Annotated in this window: 24 protein-coding genes; 15 read left to right on the forward strand and 9 right to left on the reverse strand. The window is 60.3% G+C overall.

The window, feature by feature from the left end:
* Positions 1-2: 2 nt before the first annotated feature.
* The gene (locus tag MGEO_RS18825; protein WP_085641283.1) at positions 3-1,163 is read right to left on the reverse strand and encodes a M20 aminoacylase family protein; all 1,161 of its coding nucleotides are present in this window, start codon (positions 1,161-1,163) and stop codon (positions 3-5) included.
* A 63-nt stretch (positions 1,164-1,226) separates the two neighbouring features.
* Between MGEO_RS18825 and mazG the strand changes: the two genes are divergently transcribed.
* Positions 1,227-2,048 carry a nucleoside triphosphate pyrophosphohydrolase gene (mazG, locus tag MGEO_RS18830; RefSeq protein WP_085641285.1) on the forward strand — a complete coding sequence of 274 codons (822 nt, stop codon included), beginning with the start codon at positions 1,227-1,229 and terminating at the stop codon, positions 2,046-2,048.
* Positions 2,049-2,087: 39 nt separating this feature from the next.
* On the opposite strand, the gene MGEO_RS18835 is transcribed toward mazG, so the two are convergent.
* The 3 genes from MGEO_RS18835 to fabD all read right to left on the reverse strand — a co-directional run bounded on the left by MGEO_RS18835 (position 2,088) and on the right by fabD (position 4,352).
* The gene (locus MGEO_RS18835) at positions 2,088-2,321 is read right to left on the reverse strand and encodes an acyl carrier protein (protein ID WP_085641287.1); all 234 of its coding nucleotides are present in this window, start codon (positions 2,319-2,321) and stop codon (positions 2,088-2,090) included.
* 269 nt (positions 2,322-2,590) lie between these two features.
* On the reverse strand, positions 2,591-3,328 hold the full coding sequence (gene fabG, locus MGEO_RS18840; RefSeq protein WP_085641289.1) for a 3-oxoacyl-[acyl-carrier-protein] reductase: 738 nt from the start codon (positions 3,326-3,328) through the stop codon (positions 2,591-2,593).
* 88 nt (positions 3,329-3,416) lie between these two features.
* A complete protein-coding gene (gene fabD / locus MGEO_RS18845; protein ID WP_085641291.1) occupies positions 3,417-4,352 on the reverse strand; it encodes an ACP S-malonyltransferase in 936 nt (311 codons plus the stop codon).
* Positions 4,353-4,501: 149 nt separating this feature from the next.
* Here fabD and MGEO_RS18850 point away from each other — a divergent pair, with 149 nt between their 5' ends.
* The gene (locus tag MGEO_RS18850) at positions 4,502-5,719 is read left to right on the forward strand and encodes a cytochrome b/b6 domain-containing protein (RefSeq protein WP_085641292.1); all 1,218 of its coding nucleotides are present in this window, start codon (positions 4,502-4,504) and stop codon (positions 5,717-5,719) included.
* A 90-nt stretch (positions 5,720-5,809) separates the two neighbouring features.
* Here the strand turns inward: MGEO_RS18850 and MGEO_RS18855 are convergent, their stop codons facing one another.
* Positions 5,810-6,394: a YceI family protein gene (locus MGEO_RS18855; protein WP_085641293.1), complete on the reverse strand. Its 585-nt coding sequence runs from the start codon at positions 6,392-6,394 to the stop codon at positions 5,810-5,812.
* Positions 6,395-6,512: 118 nt separating this feature from the next.
* Complete coding sequence (locus MGEO_RS18860) at positions 6,513-6,716, reverse strand: hypothetical protein (protein WP_085641294.1); 204 nt, start codon at positions 6,714-6,716, stop codon at positions 6,513-6,515.
* Positions 6,717-7,009: 293 nt separating this feature from the next.
* Between MGEO_RS18860 and rpsF the strand changes: the two genes are divergently transcribed.
* The 3 genes from rpsF to rplI are packed head-to-tail and all read left to right on the forward strand — an operon-like array spanning position 7,010 to position 8,261.
* Positions 7,010-7,366 (forward strand): 30S ribosomal protein S6, encoded by a 357-nt coding sequence (gene rpsF, locus MGEO_RS18865; RefSeq protein WP_085641309.1) that lies wholly within the window; start codon positions 7,010-7,012, stop codon positions 7,364-7,366.
* Between the two features lie 25 nt (positions 7,367-7,391).
* A complete protein-coding gene (rpsR, locus tag MGEO_RS18870) occupies positions 7,392-7,619 on the forward strand; it encodes a 30S ribosomal protein S18 (protein WP_008328567.1) in 228 nt (75 codons plus the stop codon).
* 12 nt (positions 7,620-7,631) lie between these two features.
* A complete protein-coding gene (rplI, locus tag MGEO_RS18875; RefSeq protein WP_085641295.1) occupies positions 7,632-8,261 on the forward strand; it encodes a 50S ribosomal protein L9 in 630 nt (209 codons plus the stop codon).
* Between the two features lie 113 nt (positions 8,262-8,374).
* Here the strand turns inward: rplI and MGEO_RS18880 are convergent, their stop codons facing one another.
* Together MGEO_RS18880 and MGEO_RS18885 are read right to left on the reverse strand one after the other, a co-directional pair.
* On the reverse strand, positions 8,375-9,226 hold the full coding sequence (locus tag MGEO_RS18880) for a HalD/BesD family halogenase (RefSeq protein ID WP_085641296.1): 852 nt from the start codon (positions 9,224-9,226) through the stop codon (positions 8,375-8,377).
* Positions 9,227-9,378: 152 nt separating this feature from the next.
* On the reverse strand, positions 9,379-10,140 hold the full coding sequence (locus tag MGEO_RS18885) for a helix-turn-helix domain-containing protein (protein WP_158091055.1): 762 nt from the start codon (positions 10,138-10,140) through the stop codon (positions 9,379-9,381).
* A gap of 105 nt (positions 10,141-10,245) precedes the next feature.
* Here MGEO_RS18885 and MGEO_RS18890 point away from each other — a divergent pair, with 105 nt between their 5' ends.
* The 10 genes from MGEO_RS18890 to MGEO_RS18940 all read left to right on the forward strand — a co-directional run bounded on the left by MGEO_RS18890 (position 10,246) and on the right by MGEO_RS18940 (position 18,949).
* Entirely contained in the window at positions 10,246-10,695 is a 450-nt protein-coding gene (locus MGEO_RS18890) for a hypothetical protein (protein ID WP_085641310.1), read from the forward strand.
* Positions 10,692-11,030 (forward strand): hypothetical protein, encoded by a 339-nt coding sequence (locus MGEO_RS18895; protein WP_085641298.1) that lies wholly within the window; start codon positions 10,692-10,694, stop codon positions 11,028-11,030. Before MGEO_RS18890 ends, MGEO_RS18895 begins: the two co-directional genes overlap by 4 nt.
* A gap of 326 nt (positions 11,031-11,356) precedes the next feature.
* Positions 11,357-12,697, forward strand: coding sequence for a tyrosine-type recombinase/integrase (locus tag MGEO_RS18900; protein WP_332908325.1), 1,341 nt, complete (start codon positions 11,357-11,359; stop codon positions 12,695-12,697).
* A 163-nt stretch (positions 12,698-12,860) separates the two neighbouring features.
* Complete coding sequence (locus MGEO_RS21955) at positions 12,861-13,052, forward strand: helix-turn-helix transcriptional regulator (RefSeq protein ID WP_085641300.1); 192 nt, start codon at positions 12,861-12,863, stop codon at positions 13,050-13,052.
* 607 nt (positions 13,053-13,659) lie between these two features.
* Positions 13,660-15,165 carry a terminase large subunit domain-containing protein gene (locus MGEO_RS18915; protein WP_085641302.1) on the forward strand — a complete coding sequence of 502 codons (1,506 nt, stop codon included), beginning with the start codon at positions 13,660-13,662 and terminating at the stop codon, positions 15,163-15,165.
* A complete protein-coding gene (locus MGEO_RS18920; protein WP_085641303.1) occupies positions 15,156-15,497 on the forward strand; it encodes an HNH endonuclease in 342 nt (113 codons plus the stop codon). Before MGEO_RS18915 ends, MGEO_RS18920 begins: the two co-directional genes overlap by 10 nt.
* Positions 15,482-16,747, forward strand: coding sequence for a phage major capsid protein (locus MGEO_RS18925; RefSeq protein ID WP_085641304.1), 1,266 nt, complete (start codon positions 15,482-15,484; stop codon positions 16,745-16,747). Before MGEO_RS18920 ends, MGEO_RS18925 begins: the two co-directional genes overlap by 16 nt.
* A gap of 98 nt (positions 16,748-16,845) precedes the next feature.
* A complete protein-coding gene (locus MGEO_RS18930; RefSeq protein WP_233140011.1) occupies positions 16,846-17,358 on the forward strand; it encodes an HK97 family phage prohead protease in 513 nt (170 codons plus the stop codon).
* Between the two features lie 2 nt (positions 17,359-17,360).
* Complete coding sequence (locus tag MGEO_RS18935) at positions 17,361-17,900, forward strand: hypothetical protein (RefSeq protein WP_085641306.1); 540 nt, start codon at positions 17,361-17,363, stop codon at positions 17,898-17,900.
* On the forward strand, positions 17,897-18,949 hold the full coding sequence (locus tag MGEO_RS18940; protein ID WP_085641307.1) for a phage portal family protein: 1,053 nt from the start codon (positions 17,897-17,899) through the stop codon (positions 18,947-18,949). The genes MGEO_RS18935 and MGEO_RS18940 overlap by 4 nt, the downstream gene beginning before the upstream one ends.
* 166 nt (positions 18,950-19,115) lie before the next feature.
* On the opposite strand, the gene MGEO_RS18945 is transcribed toward MGEO_RS18940, so the two are convergent.
* Positions 19,116-19,382, reverse strand: coding sequence for a hypothetical protein (locus MGEO_RS18945; protein WP_085641308.1), 267 nt, complete (start codon positions 19,380-19,382; stop codon positions 19,116-19,118).
* Positions 19,383-19,834 lie beyond the last annotated feature (452 nt).

Raw genomic sequence — 19,834 nt, forward strand, 5'->3', positions numbered from 1 at the left:
GGTCAAACTCCGTGCCGTGTTTCGATGAGACGCGCGAAGAACGATGCGCCGATCGTCGCCACCTCGTCGTTGAAGTCGAACGCAGGATGGTGACAGGACGGGCCGATCCCCTGCCCCAGAAACAGAAACGCACCGGGCCGGGCTTCGAGCATGTAGGAGAAATCCTCGGCCCCCATCTCCGGGCGCAGGTCGGTGATGGTCTTGGCTGGGCCAACCACCTCTTGCGCCACCCGACCCGCAAATTCGGTTTGCGCCTCGTGATTCACCGTCGCCGGGTAGTTGCGGATGTAATCGATTTCCACCGCGACCCCATAGCTCGCAGCCTGCCCCACGGCGATCTCGGTGATGCGGCGCTCGACCATGTCGCGCAGGTCGGCGTCGAAGCTGCGCACCGTGCCGGACAGCTTGACGGTTTCGGGGATGATGTTGGTTGCGGTCCCGCCCGAGATCATGGTCAGCGACACGACCAGCGGAAGAAGCGGATCCGTGTTGCGCGACACGATGGTTTGCAGCGCCTGCCCAATGGCCAATGCGCAGGGCATCGGGTCTTTGCAGGATGCCGGATAGGCCCCGTGCCCACCAACACCGCGCACGGTGATGTGGAAGTCATCCACCGCTGCCATGATCGGGCCGGGCGTGGTGCGCAGCTGTCCTTCCTCGGCAAACGGGTCGGTGTGGATCGCATAGACCTCTTCGATGTCGAACCGCTCCATGATCCCTTCTTCGACCATGATGCGCCCGCCACCCACGGTTTCTTCGGCGGGCTGGAAGATCAGTGCCACGGTGCCTTTGAACTTGCGGGTCTCCGTCAGATAGCGCGCCGCCCCCAAGAGCATGGTGGTGTGTCCGTCATGGCCGCAGGCGTGCATCTTGCCGGGGATGGTCGAAGCCCATTCCGCGCCCGTGGTCTCGTCCATCGGAAGCGCGTCCATATCGGCGCGCAGCCCGGTCACCGGGCCATCGCCCTGCCCACGGATCAGCGCCACAACACCCGACTGCGCAATGCCTTCGTGTATTTCGTCAACGCCGAACTCTTTGAGGCGCTCCACTACAAATGCCGCCGTTTCGTGGCAATCGAGGCTCAGCTCGGGGTGCATATGCAGGTGCCGTCGCCATGTCTTCATGTCCTCGGCGAACTCACCGATCCGGTTCACAATGGCCATGGGTGGACTCCTTCGCGCTCATGCCGCATCCCTGCATCTAATCCCGAAGCACGGAGGCCTGCAATGCGTGATGCTCTGATCCATGATCCCAAGGGGGGGATGCCCCGGCTGCTGGAAATCATGCGCCGTCTGCGTGACCCGGAAACGGGCTGCCCCTGGGACATCGAACAGGATTTCGCTTCGATTGCCCCCTATACGATCGAAGAGGCTTACGAAGTGGCCGATGCGATCGAGCGCGAGGCCTGGGACGAGTTGAAGGGCGAATTGGGCGATCTGCTGCTCCAGTCAGTCTATCACACGCAGATGGCCGAAGAGGCTGGCATGTTCAGCTTTGACGACGTGGCCAACGCGATCTCGGACAAGATGGTAGCGCGACACCCGCATGTCTTCGGCGACGAAAGCCGGGACAAGTCTGCCGAACAGCAGGTGCAGGACTGGGAAAAGATCAAGGCGGCGGAGCGTGCGGGCAAGGAACAGAAAGGTGTTCTGGATGGCGTGGCCAAGGGCCTGCCCGCCCTGACCCGTGCCTTGAAGCTGCAGAACCGTGCGGCGCGGGTCGGGTTCGACTGGCCTTCCACGGACGAGGTTCTGGACAAGATCGTGGAGGAAGCGCAGGAGCTGCGCGAGGTGCAGGACGAGGTCGAACGGTTCGAGGAGTTCGGTGACCTGCTCTTCGTGATGGTCAACCTTGGCCGCCATATGGGCCTTGATCCTGAAGCGGCGCTGCGTGCCGCAAACGCCAAGTTCACCCGCCGGTTCGAAAGCATCGAGGTCGAATTGGCCGCCGAGGGGCGGACCCCGAAGGACAGTAACCTCGCCGAGATGGATGCGCTCTGGAACGCGGCCAAGATCGCAGAAAAGGCAAAAAAGAAAAACGCGCCCTGATCCAGAGCGCGTTTTTCGAAAATCTGAGAGTTCAGACGCTTACTGCGCTTCTTTGATGAACTTCACCGCATCGCCGAAAGTCTGGATGGTTTCGGCCGCGTCGTCCGGGATCTCGATGCCGAACTCTTCTTCGAAGGCCATCACCAGCTCGACCGTGTCGAGGCTGTCTGCGCCGAGATCGTCGATGAAGGACGCATTCTCAACAACCTTGTCTTCTTCCACACCAAGGTGCTCGACAACAATTTTCTTAACGCGATCTGCGACGTCGCTCATGTTTTCTTCCTCACAGTTTCGTCGGCGCGGTGGCCGGGTTAGCCCTCGCCCGGGCGGAATTGATCTTGCCCTTTCGGGCGTCGGTTTGCGTCCCGCCGGAGGCGCGACAGACCATGGGTGCCCCCGAAATGTGGGCTGGTCCAGAACCTGCGCCGCTATAGCACATGGGATCGCGATGGCAAACGCTTTCAATACAAAGATATTCCGGGGAAAAGATGCGGCTTTTCAGCGGTTTCTGCACCTGCAAAGCGCCGCTTTCCCCCATGATATCAGAGCATTGCCATGCCACCATTCACGTGCAGCGTGGTGCCGGTAACATAGGCGGCTTCCGCACTCGAAAGGTAAAGAACCGCTGCGGCGATCTCGGCGGGGGTGCCCATGCGGCCCGAGGGAATCTGTCCGAGGATGGACGATTTCTGGTCGTCGGTCAGCTTGTCGGTCATCGCGGTTTCGATAAAGCCGGGGGCAACGGCGTTCACGGTGATGCCGCGGCTGGCGACTTCATAGGCCAGTGACTTGGACATGCCGACCATGCCGGCTTTGGCCGCCGCATAGTTGCCCTGCCCCGGATTGCCGGTGGCCCCGACGACGGAGGAGATGTTCACGATCCGGCCCCAACGCGCCTTCATCATGCCGCGCAACACGCCTTTGCAGAGCTTGAAGGTGGCTGTCAGGTTCACGTCGATCACCGACTGCCATTCCTCGTCTGACATGCGCATGAAGAGATTGTCGCGGGCGATGCCCGCATTGTTCACGAGGATATCGACGCCGCCCATCGCGTCCGCTGCCTGTTTCGGCAGGGCGGCGACGGCTTCCGGATCGCTGAGGTTGCACGGCAGGACATGGGCGCGGTCGCCCAATTCGGCAGCGAGCGCCTCAAGCGGTTCGGTGCGGGTGCCGGAAAGACCCACCGTGGCCCCCGCAGCGTGCAACGCGCGGGCGATCTCGCCACCGATGCCGCCCGATGCGCCGGTGATCAGCGCGGTTTTGCCTGTCAGATCGAACATGTCCTGGTCCTTTTCATCTCATATTAACCTCGCGCGCGGCGAATCTTCTGCGAAGATTCGGGACGCAGGTCCAAAAAATTCGGGCGTATCAGCCCTCTTGCGTTGCCGCCTGCACATCGGCAGCCGATCCCACCGCACGTGTTGCCGCCGACCGTTCGATCCGCCGCACCATACCGATCAGCGCCTTGCCCGCGCCGATTTCCCAGAAATCATCGACGCCCTGCGCCACCATCCAACTCACGGATTCACGCCAGCGCACCGCGCCGGTGATCTGTTCGACCAAGAGCGCGCGGATGGTTTCGGGATCGCTCACCGCTTCGGCCCGCACATTGGCGACCACCGGAACGGCCGGCGCATTGATCGTCACGCTGCCCAGAGCCTCGGCCATCGCGTCGGCTGCGGGTGCCATCAGGGCACAATGGAACGGGGCGCTGACGGGCAAGAGCACCGCGCGTTTCGCGCCGGCCTCTTTCGCCAGATCGACCGCACGCTCTACGGCGGCTTTGTGGCCCGAGACCACCACCTGCCCCGGATCGTTGTCGTTGGCCGCCGCGCAGACCTCGCCCTGAGCTGCGTCATCTGCCACCTTGCGCACGTCCTCCAGCCCCAGACCGAGGATCGCGGCCATCGCGCCGACGCCAACCGGAACGGCGTTCTGCATGGCCGTGCCGCGCGCCCGCAGGAGCCGCGCCGCATCCGTGACCGACAGCGCACCAGCGGCGGTCAGAGCCGAATACTCCCCCAGCGAGTGTCCTGCGACATAAGCCCCGCTGTCGATTCCGACTCCTTCGGCCTCCAAAGCACGCATCGCGGCGATGGACGTGGCCATCAGCGCAGGTTGCGCATTGGCCGTCAAAGTCAGGGTCTCGATGTCGCCGTCCCAGATCAGGGCAGACAGCTTTTCGCCCAGCGCCTCGTCCACCGCTTCGAACACGGCACGCGCGCCGGGATAGGCGTCGGCCAGATCCTTGCCCATGCCAATGGTTTGCGCCCCCTGTCCCGGGAATAGAAAAGCTCGGCTCACGGCACCCCTCCTGACTTGTTTCACATGCCATTACAGCCCGTGCCGCAGCGACGCAACGTTGCTGCACCGTTTCTGTGCGCTGACGAAGATTGCGCAGCACGCCGGGCGCGATAGCTATGTGCCAGCAAAAGTCGCATTGGAGGCGTCCCATGCCCGCCACAAACACCACCGCCCGCTATGGTTCCGTTGCCAAGACATTTCATTGGCTGACCGCCCTTGGCATCCTGACCGTGATCCCGCTCGGGATCATTGCAACTGACATGCCCTATGACACCGCCGATCAGCTGGCGGACAAGGCCTGGCTGTTCTCGCTCCACAAGACCATCGGCGTGACGCTGTTCTTTGTCGCGCTGGCCCGTATCGCCTGGGCGATGACACAGCCGAAACCGGCCCCCCTGCATCCTGACCGCAAGATCGAGACACTCCTGGCCGAAATCGTGCATTGGCTGCTGTATGGCTCGCTTGTGCTCGTCCCCCTCTCAGGCTGGGTGCATCACGCGGCCACCGAAGGCTTTGCACCGATATGGTGGCCCTTGGGGCAGAACCTGCCTCTGGTGCCCGAATCCCTGCGGGTCGCCGAAACAGCGGCGGGTCTGCACCTTGTCTTTGAGCGCGTGCTGGTGATTTCCCTGATCCTGCACATCGCGGGCGCCATCAAACATGCGGTGATCGACCGGGATCAGACGCTGGCGCGCATGTTGCCGGGCCGCACGGTCCAAACGCCAGATGCAAGCGCACGGCACACCGGCCTTGTGCCACCTGTTCTGGCGGCTGTGGTCTGGGCGGCGGCGATCGGTATCGGCTCCATGTTGGGCGTCTATCATCAGGGCGGAGCCATGGCGGCGCAGGCCCCGGCGCTGGCCGAGGTGGACAGCGAATGGCAGGTCACCGATGGCACTCTGGGCATCACCGTGCGCCAGATGGGCTCCGAAGTCTCGGGCAGCTTTGCCGATTGGACGGCTGACATCCGGTTCGATGAAACCGTGACCGACGGCCCTGCCGGCAGCGTCGATGTGGAAATCGCGATCACGTCGCTGACGCTGGGATCCGTCACCCAGCAGGCCATGGGACCGGATTACTTTGCCAGCGGCGAGTTTCCCACCGCCCGGTTCAGTGCCGAGATCAAGGCCAGCGCCGAGGGCTACATCGCCGACGGCACCCTTACCCTGCGCGGAACCGAACATCCTGTGTCGCTGCCTTTTGACCTGTCTCTCGACGGAAATCTCGCACAGATGCAGGGCAGCACGGTGCTTGACCGGCGCAGCTTCGGGATCGGTGACAGCATGACGGACGATGGCCAGCTTGGTTTCGAGGTCAGCGTGACGGTTGTCCTGAGTGCATTGCGGAGCGTTGCGCCAAGCACCTGATGCCATGCTGCGATGTCGCAGGTCATACACACAAAGAAAAACCCCGGGTGATCCACCCGGGGTTTTCCGTTTCTTGCTGTTTGAAACCGATCAGGAGTCGGTCCCGGTCACCTTCATCGCTTCGATGGAGATCTGCACTTCGACCTCGTCGCTCACGTAGGGAGCGAACATACCCAGTTCAAAGTCGCTGCGGATCAGCGTGGTGGTGGCATTGAAACCGGCCCACGGCTTGCCTTCCATCGGGTGATCGCCGGTCTGGGTCAGCGTCGCGGCCAGTGTCACCGGCTTGGTCACGCCGTTCAGTGTCAGGTCGCCCACGATATTTGCGGTGCTGTCGCCCGTCACTTCGATGGCGGTCGATGTGAAGGTCACCATTTCGTCCTCAGCCGCGCCGAAGAAATCCGCAGACATGAAGTGCTCGAAACGGCCTTCCCAACCGGTGAACATGGAACGGACCGGGAAAGAGACGGTCACGGACGAGTTCGCCGGGTCTTCCTGATCGAACTGGATGTCGCCCTCGAAGCCAGAGAACATGCCCCAGGTCGTGGAATAGCCGAGGTGGTTGTAAGAGAAGAGGATCTGGCTGTGGCTGGCGTCCAGCGTATACGCCTCGGGCTCAGCCTGAGCAGCGAAAGGAAGCGCGACAAGCGCGGCGGCAAGAAGTGTGTTTTTCATGGGTTCGTCCTGTTGAGAGTTGCGATGCCGCTTAATTGGGCCAAGGCCGCGTTGGCTCAATTCGCCGAAACTCAACAGAATATGTGTCGTTTTGAACAATGGGGGTGCAGACCGCCCCTCAGCGCCCAAAGAAGCACAGACCGGCCACCCCCATGACGGCCACCGAGAGGCCCAACCCCATGATCCGCGCCTCGGGCAAAGCCCCCTGCACGGCAATCCAGATGCCTGGGATCGCGATCAGGCAGGCAATCCCGAGAATACGGCGCACCACACGCCCGATCGTGTTTTGCCCCCGCACATACTTGTCATCATAATGGACCATCTGTCCCTCCTCGGTCGCTTCACGCTGACCGCTGTACCGTTTACCACTGGGAAACAGTCTGTTCGGCAAATCTGCCGAATTCGGGGCGGACAGGGCGCGGTCGCGGGGCAAGTTCGGGGCAGGATTGTGACGCTCCTGACAACGCTCACGCAGGGCGCTTGATTCCCCGCTCAATCCGTGTATACGGAGCGCTCCTTTCGCAGATCGATTTTTACCGCGCAGTCTCTCGTGGGCAGGAGCGAAAGGACGTGACCCTGTCCTTTGAAATGCGCCAGAACAGAAACGGAGTGCACATGCCGCTTTACGAGCATGTTTTTATCTCGCGCCAGGACTTGTCCAACGCGCAGGCTGAAGGTCTCATCGAACATTTCGGCACAGTTCTTTCCGACAACGGCGGCAAGCTGATTGATCAGGAATACTGGGGCGTCAAGACGATGGCCTACAAGATCAACAAGAACCGCAAGGGCCACTATGCCTTCCTGCGCACCGACGCACCGTCGGAAGCCGTTCAGGAAATGGAGCGTCTGATGCGTCTGCATGACGACGTGATGCGCGTTCTGACCATCAAGGTCGACGCCCACGAAGAAGGCCCCTCGGTCCAGATGCAGAAAAAAGACGACCGTGGCGACCGCCGCGAGCGCCGCAACTGATCGCCTGAAGAAAGGACGCTAAACCATGGCTGCAAAACCATTTTTCCGCCGCCGCAAGGTCTGCCCCTTCTCGGGCGACAATGCACCCAAGATCGACTACAAGGACACCAAGCTGCTGCAGCGCTACATCTCTGAGCGCGGCAAGATCGTGCCTTCGCGCATCACCGCCGTGTCCGCAAAGAAACAGCGCGAGCTGGCCCGTGCTATCAAGCGCGCCCGCTTCCTCGCCCTCCTGCCCTACGCAGTGAAGTAAGGAGAGACTGACATGCAAGTTATCCTTCTGGAACGCGTGGCCAAGCTTGGCCAGATGGGCGATGTCGTCGACGTCAAGCCCGGGTATGCGCGCAACTACCTGCTGCTGCAGGGCAAGGCGCTGACCGCCTCGAAAGAGAACATCGCGTCGTTCGAAAACCAGAAAGCGCAGCTCGAAGCGCGCAACCTGGAAACCAAGAAAGAAGCCGAAGATCTCGCCGACCGTCTGGGCGGTCAGCAGTTCGTCGTGATTCGTCAGGCCTCCGATGGCGGCAACCTCTACGGCTCCGTCACCACCCGTGACGCGGCAGACGTTGCAACCGAGGAAGGCTACTCGATCGACCGCAAGCAGGTCATCATTCGCCAGCCGATCAAGACCCTTGGTCTGCACGAGGTCGAGGTGCACCTGCACCCCGAAGTGATGGTCACCATCAACCTCAACGTTGCACGTTCGCCCGAAGAGGCCGAGCTTCAGGCCTCCGGTAAGTCCATTCAGGAACTGGCCGCCGAGGAAGAAGCACAGGCAGAATTCGAAATCGCCGAACTGTTCGACGATATCGGCGCTGCGACGTCCGACGACGACGATCTTGCCGCTGATGTTGCAGAAGCATCCGGCGACGAGGACGAGAAGTCGGAAGACTGATCCGGTCTCTGACCAACCCATTGAAAAGCCCCGCCTGACTGGCGGGGCTTTTTGTTTTTCGGCTCAGTCCGCGTGACCGGCGTTACGCGCGGAACTCCAAAGCGGCCAAAGCCTCAATCGACCAATGCATCCGCGCGCTGACCGGCGCGTTCGTGGTGAATGGGAAGCGTTCGACCGTAAAGCTGCCGGGTCCGCTCAACGCTGCCCACCATTCCCGGCTCTTCGACATAGGAAAAGATCGCCACATAGCGCGTCGTTGGCCCTTCCAGCGGCGAGACCCGATGCAGCGAATAGCGCCCCTTGAACAATTGCAGGTCTCCCGGTTCCAGCGCGAGCGAGATCACCTTGTCCGAGGTCTCATTCAGTACCTTGGCCACCTCTTCGAAATTCTCGGCCTGGCTGGTGCGGATCATCGGCGCGTACTCGAACGCCCCGCCGCGCTCGGCGTTCTGCAGGGCCAGTGTCACCGTGAAATTGTTGGTGTCGAAATGCCAAGGGAACCCGTTGCCCTCCCCGGCTGCGTTCACAATCACATCGGCCAATGGATCGGCATAACGAAAGAACCTGTCCTTCGGCTGCTGGAGGCACTCTCGGATGAATTCGTCGAACCCCGGGCTGTCGAATATGGTCCGCAACGCACCGTTCGGCTGGAAATTGTCGGCAGGGACAAAGGCGTTCGAGCGGTCAAAGAACTGCCGCCGTGGATCGGATGTCGGCAGACTGGCATCGTCGGCGGTGAAATATGGATTTGTACGCGAAAAACTCCGGTGCCCCCTGTCCGCAACACCATCGGCTTCGGCCACAGCCGCAGCAATTCCGGCAGGCGTGAGAAAGCCGTTGAGCACGGCGCATCCACGCGCTTCGAGTTCTCCCCGCACCTGCGCGAGGATCGCGTCCCGTTCTGATCCCGGTGTCGAAATCGGGTAGCGTTTCGTGTCGATCAGATCATTTGCGTTGAGCTGCATCACGTATCCTCCCGGCTTGTCATGCAGGGATCAGTGCATCGCAGCCCCTTGCTGCGCTCTACCGAGGTCGCGACATTGATGCGTCGTTTTCCGGGATTACCGGGAATGCGGCCAGCATCACTTGCCTTGAGTGATGAACCCCGCGCAGGCTCTCAAACCACGTGACGCGCCGCGATTTCCTGAAAGGCCGCCTCTGTTGCCGGATCCATCGGAAAGTAGAGCTCCAGCTTCAGATCGTCGAGCAGCAGGTCCTCGGGCGTTCCGAACTGCGAAATCGTGGCAAACATCGATAGTTCCAGACCGTCCATCCGAAGAACCGTCGGAATGACCGGCCCCGCTGTCTGCCGCTCGGGTTGCTCGACATTGGCAAGATGGTGGATGACCGGGTGGAACTCCGGCACGCCACCCAAGGCCGCATCTTCCGTTCGAAGACGGATCGCGGCATGATGCGCGACCTCCGGCCAGTTTTCGACAACCTGCGGCAGGGTATCGGACATCAAAAGGTCGAGCATACTGTCGCCGACCCCCATGCCGAACGCCCCGAACAGAGCCAGCGCCGTGGGATTGGCCGCCCGGATCGTCCAAAGCCGGTCAAAAGCCAGTCCCGGATACGGCATGTTCCGGTCCAGTTGCCAGGCAATCGCCTGCCGCACCGGAGCCATATCGGCATCCTCCCAGTCCCGCACTTTGTAGCGCACCGCAAACCCCGCATGGGTAAGCATCTGGTTGCGTGCATCCAGCGGCATCCGGAGCGCCTCGGCCAGGCGAAGAACCATCTCGCGGCTCGGTTTGGCGCGGCCTGTCTCGAGAAACGACAAATGTCGCGCCGAAACCTCGGCTTCTAGCGCCAGATCAAGCTGGCTCAGCCGGCGTGCCGCGCGCCACGTTTTGAGGAATTGGGCAAATTGGCTCATGCAGAACCATAACCTGTTCGCGCCGTCCGTGCACTTACCTCCGAGGTAATTGAGATGATGCATCCCGCTTCGTATCGAGACCACCAACAAGACGGAGATCCGGTCATGGCCACGCATGCAACACACAAATCCTGGCTCAGGATCGCAGCGGTCGTAATCGGCTTCTTCGGTCCGGTCCTGACACTCGCCACACTCCCGGCAACCAACGAGCCTGCGCGTTTCGGCCTCGATGTCCTGACATGGCCCATTGACGGGTTTCCAGACTACAGTTCCGAAGAAATCCGCTTCCTCTCTGCGCTGGCCGGAGGATTTCTTGTCGGCTGGGGTGTCACCGTCTGGATGCTTTCGGCACTGGTATACGATCTTGCTCCCGAGGCTGTCCGCAGATCGGTCGTTACAGGCGCATGGGCATGGTTTCTGTTTGACAGCCTTGGCTCGGTCACGTCGGGGCAATGGCCAAACGTGTTGTGGAACATCCTTGTTCTTCTGGCAATCGTCGGACCGATGTGGCGCCCGGCCCACCCCTCAACCAAAGCACAGGGAAATCCAGCATGACCACGTTTCGAACACTCCTGATTGGCATGACCGCAGGTCTTGCCATATTCACGATTGCGGCGATTTCCACAGAGGGGATCAACCTGCTCCCACATTTCCTGTCGCCCATCCTTGCGATGACATGGCAAGGCCAGTTCAATCTGGATTTCAGCGCCTATCTGGTGCTTTCAGGCATCTGGATGGCATGGCGCGGAGGGTTTACCGGACGCAGCATCGCTCTGGGCCTCTGCGTGCCGCCTCTGGGGATGCTCTTCTTTGCGCCGTATCTGGTCTATCTCAGCCGCAAGACCCACGGCGATCCGCAAAAGCTCCTGATGGGCGTTCACGCAAGATAAGACATGCGCCAGCGCGAACGGTCGATTTGCAAGTGGTTAATCTCTGGCCAGGATAACCCCGCCCATCGGATCCGAGACCCTTTCCGTCTTTTGGCGGAACACCCCAGGCGACTACCCTCTCTCTACGGACGCTTTATGTGCGTTCAGACCATGAGAGACGCGTCTCAACAGGGCCTTCGGGGTACAGGTTCGGAGCTTCGTCAGAGGCTCTGCATGGGGGAGAGAATGTCCGCCATATATCTGTCGCAAATACCCAGAGAAACAATGGCTTGATGTTGAAAAAATGTTATCTTTCTAACTGTTAAGGCGCACTGACTTGTTTCAACTTGAAGCATCTGGTTGCGCTGAGTAGCATCCAATCACATACTTTTTGGTACGTAGGAAGATGCGCAATGCCTAGGAAAGCCAAAGAACTCACCGCGCTCGACGTAAAGCGTCTGGTGCATCCGGGAAGCGGTGGAAACGTGATGAAACCGGTGGGTGGTGTTGATGGCCTCTACCTTCAGATCACACCATCCAATGCGCGATCATGGATACTGCGCACCAGCATTGCGGGCCAACGTCACAAGATGGGCCTTGGCCCCTATCCAGAGGTGTCGTTGGCTGACGCCCGTAGGAGTGCAGCACAGGCTCGCTCGAGCATCCGGCTTGGGGAGAACCCTCTGTTGGAAAGAAAGGCCGCTCGCGCAGCGCTCCGAACGGCTAAGGCACGCAGCCTCCTATTTGCTGATGCAGTCGAACAGTATCTGGACACGAAACTGGATGAGTTCAGCAATGCGAAACACCGGCAGCAATGGCGCTCGACCTTGATGAACTATGCGAACCCTGTGATCGGACAGATGATGGTTTCTGAAATCACAACTCAGGATGTGCTGCGTGTGCTGGAGCCGATGTGGAAGGACAAGACCGAGACAGCATCCCGTCTGCGCGGTCGAATAGAAGCCGTTTTGTCGTGGGCGACCGTGGCAGGCCATCGCACTGGCGAAAACCCGGCCATTTGGAAGGGCCACCTTGAAGCAATCCTACCAAAGCCGAACAAGCTGGCGAAGAAAGAACATCACCCCGCACTGAAAATTAGCGAGGCCCCGGAGTGGTTTGCAGATGTGTGTTCCCGGGATGGGACCGGGGCGAAGGCACTGGCTTTCATAGCCCTGACCGCAGCGCGTTCCGGAGAGGTGCGCGGCATGACTTGGGGCGAGGTCGATCTGGACACAAGCCTTTGGATCGTCCCAGCCGAGCGCATGAAAACAGCGAATGAGCATCGGGTACCGTTGTCGCCACAAGCTATCGATTTGCTTCGTGATTTAGGCCGCGGTTCGAACGGTGATCTCGTGTTCCCAGCAGTGAAAGGTGGTCAGCTGACAGACGCGGCTCTCAGTGCCTGCATGAAGCGCATCGCAGCAGCCAAGCCCGGTTACTATCTTGACGCTACCAGCAAGCGCCCAGCAGTGCCACACGGGCTGCGCAGCACCTTCAAGGACTGGACGGCAGAGCGCGGCTATCCATCGGATATGAGTGAGATCGCACTTGCTCACAAGGTCGGTTCTGCGGTGGAGAGAGCCTATCGCCGGACGGACATGCTTGAAAGACGCCGGGACATGATGGCGTCGTGGAGCCAATTCTTGCGGGGTGAAACTGTAGGCAATGTAGTGTCACTCAATGCTTGACCGAGTTTGGCACATGTCGTAAAAACAAACCGAGAACATGGGCAATGACGCCCGCTCCATAACGGAATGAAACGTTGGGGTGGGCCGTGTTGCATCGGAGGTTGGCTCATCCTGAAAAGGGTGGGCTTTTTTCTTGCCCGCCGTAGCTGTTGCGGAGGGCTGGATGGCCAAAGAACAAACTTTCCTGACAGTATCGCAAGTTGCAGCGCGATATGGCGTTCATCGTGCCAGTGTATGGCGTTGGCATCGCGACTTAACCGACTTTCCCAGAGCCATCAGATTGGCGCCGGGAACAGTCCGCTGGCGTCTCTCCGACCTTCAGTCTTGGGAAAATAACCAAGTGGAGTCGGCATGAATCAACCGTGAAAGCGATGGAAAACACGAACCCCGCGCTTTGACAGCGCGGGGCCGGAACTGGGGACGGTTTGCAGACAGTGGCCCAGTTTAGGGAAGCCTACCACGGGGCGGGACCATAGGCAAAGGGCAGTCCGAAAGGTGGAAGCCCGGTCCCCGGCGCAGCGTTCAAGCGTCGAAAGTAGCCACCAACTTTCTGGCAGGAACGCATGACCAGAGAGGCCCTAAGCGGCGGCCCGGCTCCGATGAGCAGAGCAAGACCGTGGCCGGGCATGGGAACCAACTCCGGCCAAGTGCTGGGGCTGGTCGTCCTATGCCCGTCACAACAACCCCCACCAATGAGCAGGAACACAGAGATTAACAGTTGAACAGAGAGATAGAGACAGAGGTTTGACAAAACGGCGTGCAGATAAACACGAACGCCCGAGCATGCATCCCGCATGGTTCGCTCGGGGGGTGGTCGTGGCCGATCGGGAGCAATCCGTCCTGTGCTTCATCGGTCGCGCCACAACCGCCGACAAACTGGTCCCAATGCCCCGGCTTCTGGGGGAGGTCGGCGGCGTGGAGCGGGGTTATCCTTTCGCAATTACCGGATCGGGGGTCTCAGCATGAAACCTGCAACGACTGCGATCAAATTCATCGAAACACTGAAGATTCCGACCGGTCGGAACGCAGGCAAGCCGATGAAGTTGGCGGCGTTTCAAAAGCGATTTATCCGAGGTGCCTTTGATCCCGACATCCGCATCGCAGTGCTCAGTGTGGCGCGCGGCAATAGCAAATCCGCGACAACGGCGGCGATTGCGGTGGCGGAACTGTTCGGCGTGTTCAACGATCAGCCGCGTCGAGAAATCCTGCTCGCTGCGGGCAAGAGGGATCAGGCCGAGGTGGTCTGGACCTACGCGCTCGATCTGATCCGGTCCATGCCTGACGAAGTGCAGGAGCGCATCAAGGTTCGCTATTCGCCTAAGCTGGAAATCGAACTCGACGGTGAGCACAAAATCCGGGGCATCGCTTCAGATGGGGCTGGCATCCTTGGCACGTCTCCGACTCTTGTGATCTGCGATGAGAGGGCTTCATGGGCCGAGCCGAAAGGTTCACGACTGGAAACAGCGTTGCTCACCGGCGCTCTGAAGCGGCAAGGCAAGACGTTGATGATCTCGACGAGCGCGGCCACGGATGCACATCCGTTTAGCCGTTATCTCGACGAGGATGAACCGACAACGTACCGGCAAGATCACCGTGCACCGGCAGGCTGCAAGCCGGATGATCCAAAGGCGATCAAGGCAGCGAACCCGGGCATTGATGCGGGCATTGCGCCACCTCTCAGGGAACTGCAAGCGGCGGCACGTCGAGCCATGTCACGTGGTGGACACGAACTTCAGGCGTTCCGCCTGCTCCACCTCAATCAGCGCGTAAACGACGCCACGAACGAGCCACTGATCGACGTAGACGATTGGCTCAGGGTCGAGACCGACACCCTGCCCGAGAAAGCTGGGCCGCTGGTCGTGGGCCTCGATCTCGGTGGCAGCGCGAGCATGAGCGCGGCGGCGTTTTTCTGGGCACGGACGGGTCGGCTCGAGGTTCGCGGCTGGTTCCCTTCCCGGCCCGGTTTGCTCGATCGGGGTCAACGTGATGGCGTCGGCAACCTCTACCTGTCGATGCAAAAAGAGGGAACGCTGCGAACACTGGGTGATGCGACCGTGCCTGTCGCGTCATGGATCAAGGCCGTGGTCGATGAAGCCAAAGGCTACCAGATCGACGCGATCTGCTACGACACGTTCAAGCAAAGTGAAATTCAGGACGGTCTACGCGCGGCGGGTTTGAACGCAAGACAGGTGTTGCGCCGCTTCGGGCCATTTGATGGCGGCGAGGACGCAGAACGTTTCCGGCGCGCTGTCTATGATCGACATGTCGCAACACCTGAGACCTTCATGATGCGATCTGCGCTCGCTGGGGCTGTTTGCAAGCGTGATGGGCAATTGAACCCATGCCTCGATAAATCGAGATCGACTGCTCGCATTGATGCGGTTTCGGCGGCTGTTTTGGCGGTCGGTGAAGGTAGCCGGATCATGGGGCGCGGTCCTGTCAAAGCGGGGCGCGTCGCATGGGGCTGAAGGAATACAAACGACATTCTGCGAAGGTCACGCGCACGAGGCGGTGGAAGGCGCTGAGGCAGGAAGCACTGCGTCGTGATGGTTTCGCCTGCGTCCAGTGCGGTGCGCGTGGTCGCCTTGAGGTCGATCACATCAAGCCTGTTCGGACACATCCGGAACTGTCGTTCACTTTGGAGAATTTGGCCTGTCTCTGTCCCGGCTGTCACAGCCGCAAGACACGTATCGAGATCGGCTTAGGGCAACCCGACCCCAAGCGTGAGGCTTGGAAACGCTTGCTGCGCGAAATGCAGCGATCTGTCGAGCAAAGGGAAACAAAATGCTTGAATCCGTAAAGATCAGCCGACGCCAGTCGGAGATCAGACAACAGCTTGCCGAATTGGTGGGCAAACAGACACCGACCGAGGACGAAACCCGGTCGATGGAAACACTCGACTCGGAATATCGCACCAATGAAACCCGCTATCGCGCGGCGCTCATTGCCGAGGACGAAGAACGCCGCGAGGCTGGGGCCGAACTTGAAACTCGCTCAGAGCGTGAGTGGTCCGATATGATGGCCGGTTTTGAACTGCGCCAAGTGGCGCTGGCTCTGGACGAAGGGAAACAACTCGACGGGCAAACCGCAGAGATCGTCACCGAACTGCGCAGCGCGGGCGGCTATCGCGGACTCCCGGTTCCGTGGCAGGCATTGGAAATCCGCGCCGGCGAAACCATCGCCTCCGGAACCCCGGACCCTGTTTCGACCCGTCCAATCATCGACCGGCTTTTCCCGGCCTCTGCGGCGGCGCGGATGGGCGCTCAAATGGTCAATATCAACAGCGGACAAGTCGAATGGCCGGTGGTCACAAGCGCCGTGTCCGCAGGCTGGGCCGCGACCGAGACCGGTAACGTGGCCGATCCTGCGGCCTATACGACAACTGACCGTCCACTGGCCCCAGATCACTGTCTGGGTGTCCAGATGCGGATCACGCGCAAAACGCTGAAACAGTCGGGCGCGGCACTGGAACAGGCAGTCCGGCGCGACATGAACGGCGCAATGGCGCAGGCGATGGATCAGGCGGTATTCCTTGGCTCTGGTTCGACCGGCGAACCCACCGGCGTGTTCACCGGCGCAGCGACGTGGTCGATCACAGAGACCGCCATCGACGCGGCAGCATCGTGGTCCGCGTTCCGGGCGGCGGTGGTTAGGTTCATGACGTCCAATGCCGCAGGATCGCCCGAGGCGGTGAAACTCATGATCCGGCCCGAGGTCTGGGCGGCTCTGGATGATACCTACATCGACACCGGCACCGGCGTGACCGAATGGGACCGCCTGACTCGCAACATCCCGGCGGGCAACGTGGTGATGACGACCAACGCGCTTGCGGCACCGGCTGGCGGCCCGCCGGTCGCGTCCAATGCGCTTCTGACGACATCGGCAGGCGGAACACCTCCGATTTTTGTTGGTGCGTGGAATTCGGTGGACGTCATCCGCGACCCATTCAGCGACGCAGCAAGCGGTGGCCTTCGACTGACTGCGCTCGCCACGATGGACGTGACGATCTCACGGGCGGCACAGCTTGAAGTCCTGACAGGTATTCAGTGATGCTCTGGGGCGGGTCTCTGGGCGGACTAGAGGTCCGCAAAAGCCGCGAGGGTGGTTTCCACCTTCGCGGAACTTTTCCCTATGGTGCGCGAACAACGTTGAGCGACGGCGGGCGCAATGGTGGCCGGCCACGCAAAGAAGAATTTGCGCCCCGCGCGTTCGCCTACAACGTCGAGCGCGAGGACGTGAACATCATGTTCTTGAGCGGCCATCGCTGGGACAAACCCTTAGCATCGCGAAAAGCCGGGACACTCAAACTGCAAGACTCGGATGATGCTCTAACCTTCGACGCGGTGATCTCAACGGAGGTCCAAGAAACATCATGGGCGCGGGACTTCATGGCCGCTTTCGCGGCTGGTCTTGTGCTCGGACTTTCACCGGGCTTTCGACTGCCGCCTCAGCGAACTGTCAAAAACGCTGAAACGATCAAAGAAGAGGATCCAGCCGAAGGCAACGCGCTGATTAGGGTCGTGAACCATGCCCTACTCTGGGAGGTTTCAGCGGTTACTAAAGCCGCTTACGAAGAGGCGCAGATCGAGGCGCGGAACTGGACGCCTGATCCGGCCACACGCCTTCACAAGCCGACTCCGGCGTATCGATGGAGGGCCTGAGCATGATCGACATTATTCGACAAACGGAAGCAACACCGACCTATCCAGCGGCACCGGATGGGCTGTCTGCGGCGGCGGCGGCTCTGGACCCAGATATGATCTGGGCGAGGATAGAATCCTACATCGCGCACCGCTTTTCAGAGCGGGAGATTATCTGGACGGTCTCTGGTTTTGCCGATGATGCATGGCTGGCGCCGATCGGCCCGGTGGTGTCTCAGACGGCTGAAAAATGGATCGACGGTGCATGGTCTGCGGTTAGCCTGGACGATGGCCCACTAGGCCCATGCCTTCCAAGCGATGGGACGTTTCGGATCACGGCAACGGTCGGTGCGACCCCGGTCCCGTCAGAGGTCGATCAAGCATATCGGCGGCTTGCGGAATATTGGGCCGTTGAAACCGGCAAGGCTGGCGTGTCTGAGCATCGTGTGAGCATCGGCGGCGAGATCGAAGAATCTTTTTCGCGGAGTCCGGTCTGGATGGCGCGGGCAATGGTCAATTCAGGCGCGGCCGATCTGTTGCGTAAATACAGGAGTTATCCATGATCTGGCCTTTCAACAAACGAGATAGAAACGAAACGCGCTCGAGCGGCACCGGCTACACGACGCAGATTATGCAGGCGCGAGCGGACTACATCGCTGGTGTTGACGGTTCGGCCGAACTCACCGGGACCGTTCAAAGCGCGGTCTCATTGTGGACTGGAGGCTTGTCGCTGTCGGATGTCTCAGGCACCGATCTATTGACGCCGGACATCTTGGCGCTGTCGGCACGGGCCTTGGCGCTTCGGGGTGAGGCCGTGTTCTACGTGATCGAAGATCAGCTTGTTCCAGCAAGCGATTGGGATGTGACAACGAGGTTGTCGCGGCCTGTGGCCTATCGTCTGGGCCTACCCGACACCGGCGGCGGAACATCAATCACAGCGCTGGCTGGCGAGGTGCTGCATTTCAAGATCGGCGCGGATGTAAACATGCCCTATGTCGGACAATCACCATTGCGTCGAGCACGATTGACGGCTTCGCTGCTTCACGCACTCGAAACGGCGCTGGCAGAGGTCTATGAATTCGCGCCGCTCGGGTCGAGCGTTATTCCCATGCCGGAAAATCCAGAGACAGACATGGACAAGCTGGCGAGGGGATTCAGGGGATTCCGCGGGCGCGTGCTAGTGCGCGAAAGTGTGAACGTCACCGCGGCGGGCGGCGCTACGCCTCAGACTGATCTGAAGCCGCATAACGTGACGCCTGATCTGGAACGGGCGATGACGCGGGAAAGCCTGCAAGCGGCGCGTGACGCGATCAACATGGCCTTTGGCCTGCTGCCGGGGCTTTCGTCACCCGCCACCACTGGGCCGCTTGTTCGCGAGGCACAACGCCATCTTGCGCAATGGACGCTCCAACCCATCGCCGGAATGATTGCTCAGGAGTGCAGCGAAAAGCTGGGCCAGCCGATCGAACTGGACGTGATGCGACCGCTTCAAGCGTTCGATGCAGGAGGTCGCTCAAGGGCGCTTTCTGCGATCGTGCAAACGCTGGCGCTGGCGAAGGAGTCGGGCGTCGATCCAGAAAAGGCCCTTCAACTGGTGGACTGGGATCAATGACGAGATCGGCTGATTGCGCCGGGCTGGCAGATACGTTGTCGAAGCAATCCGTCTTAGTCGGTGAGTCACGTTAGCAACCCCGACAAGGCGCGGCAGGGCATACTGCCTTTTCTCCCCCTGCGCGGCGCGGACCCAGCACGGTTATTGAGGGCCGGGGCTGGGTCGTTTAGCGGCAATTCTGTTCGATCAAAAGTTGCAACAACTCAAGAGATCGATCCATTTCTGAGATTGGAGGCAGCGATCCTTCGATGCGTTGGAAATTGGCAAAGTCGGTGCCGCGTAGCGCTCGCTCTAACTGACTACTCCGATCAATAGCTGCTTCGAAACTGAGCATCGCGGATTCGACTACTTCGCATTCCAAAGGCCCCCACTTGTGGGCATCGGCCAAGGCTGGAACAGGAAGCAGAACGATGATCGCGATAAATGATTTCATACAGATTAATTCGCACGAATCCACTTCCCCGCAAAGGGGTTGACCAAATTCGTCGATCTGGTGATTGCGTCCGTGGGCCTGAAAACCCGAACGGACAAAGACCGCGGAAAAGTACTCGCGGCCGGTGTGGCTACTGTTGCCACCCTGTTGATTGCTCTTGGTCTAAAGTTTCAAACTGAGGCCAATTGAGTCAAATCATTTATTGGTCGGGCGGTGGGCGCGGCGCGGACCCAGCACGGCTAGTTACCGGGGCTGGGTCGTTATCTGCGCCGTGCCCGCGCATGGAAGTTGCTGCAGATCGTGGAGGCAATGGAGAGAAGGATCAATTGAACTCAAGCAACCCGCGTACAACGCGCAGTACAAACTGCCTCTCGGTTTGCGTCAGGCGCGAAAAAAGGGATAACAGGCGCTGTTGCTCTTCCGCTTCAGGCGAATTCGCCTTAGGGTCAGGA

Source organism: Marivita geojedonensis, from assembly GCF_002115805.1.
Lineage (GTDB): Bacteria > Pseudomonadota > Alphaproteobacteria > Rhodobacterales > Rhodobacteraceae > Marivita > Marivita geojedonensis.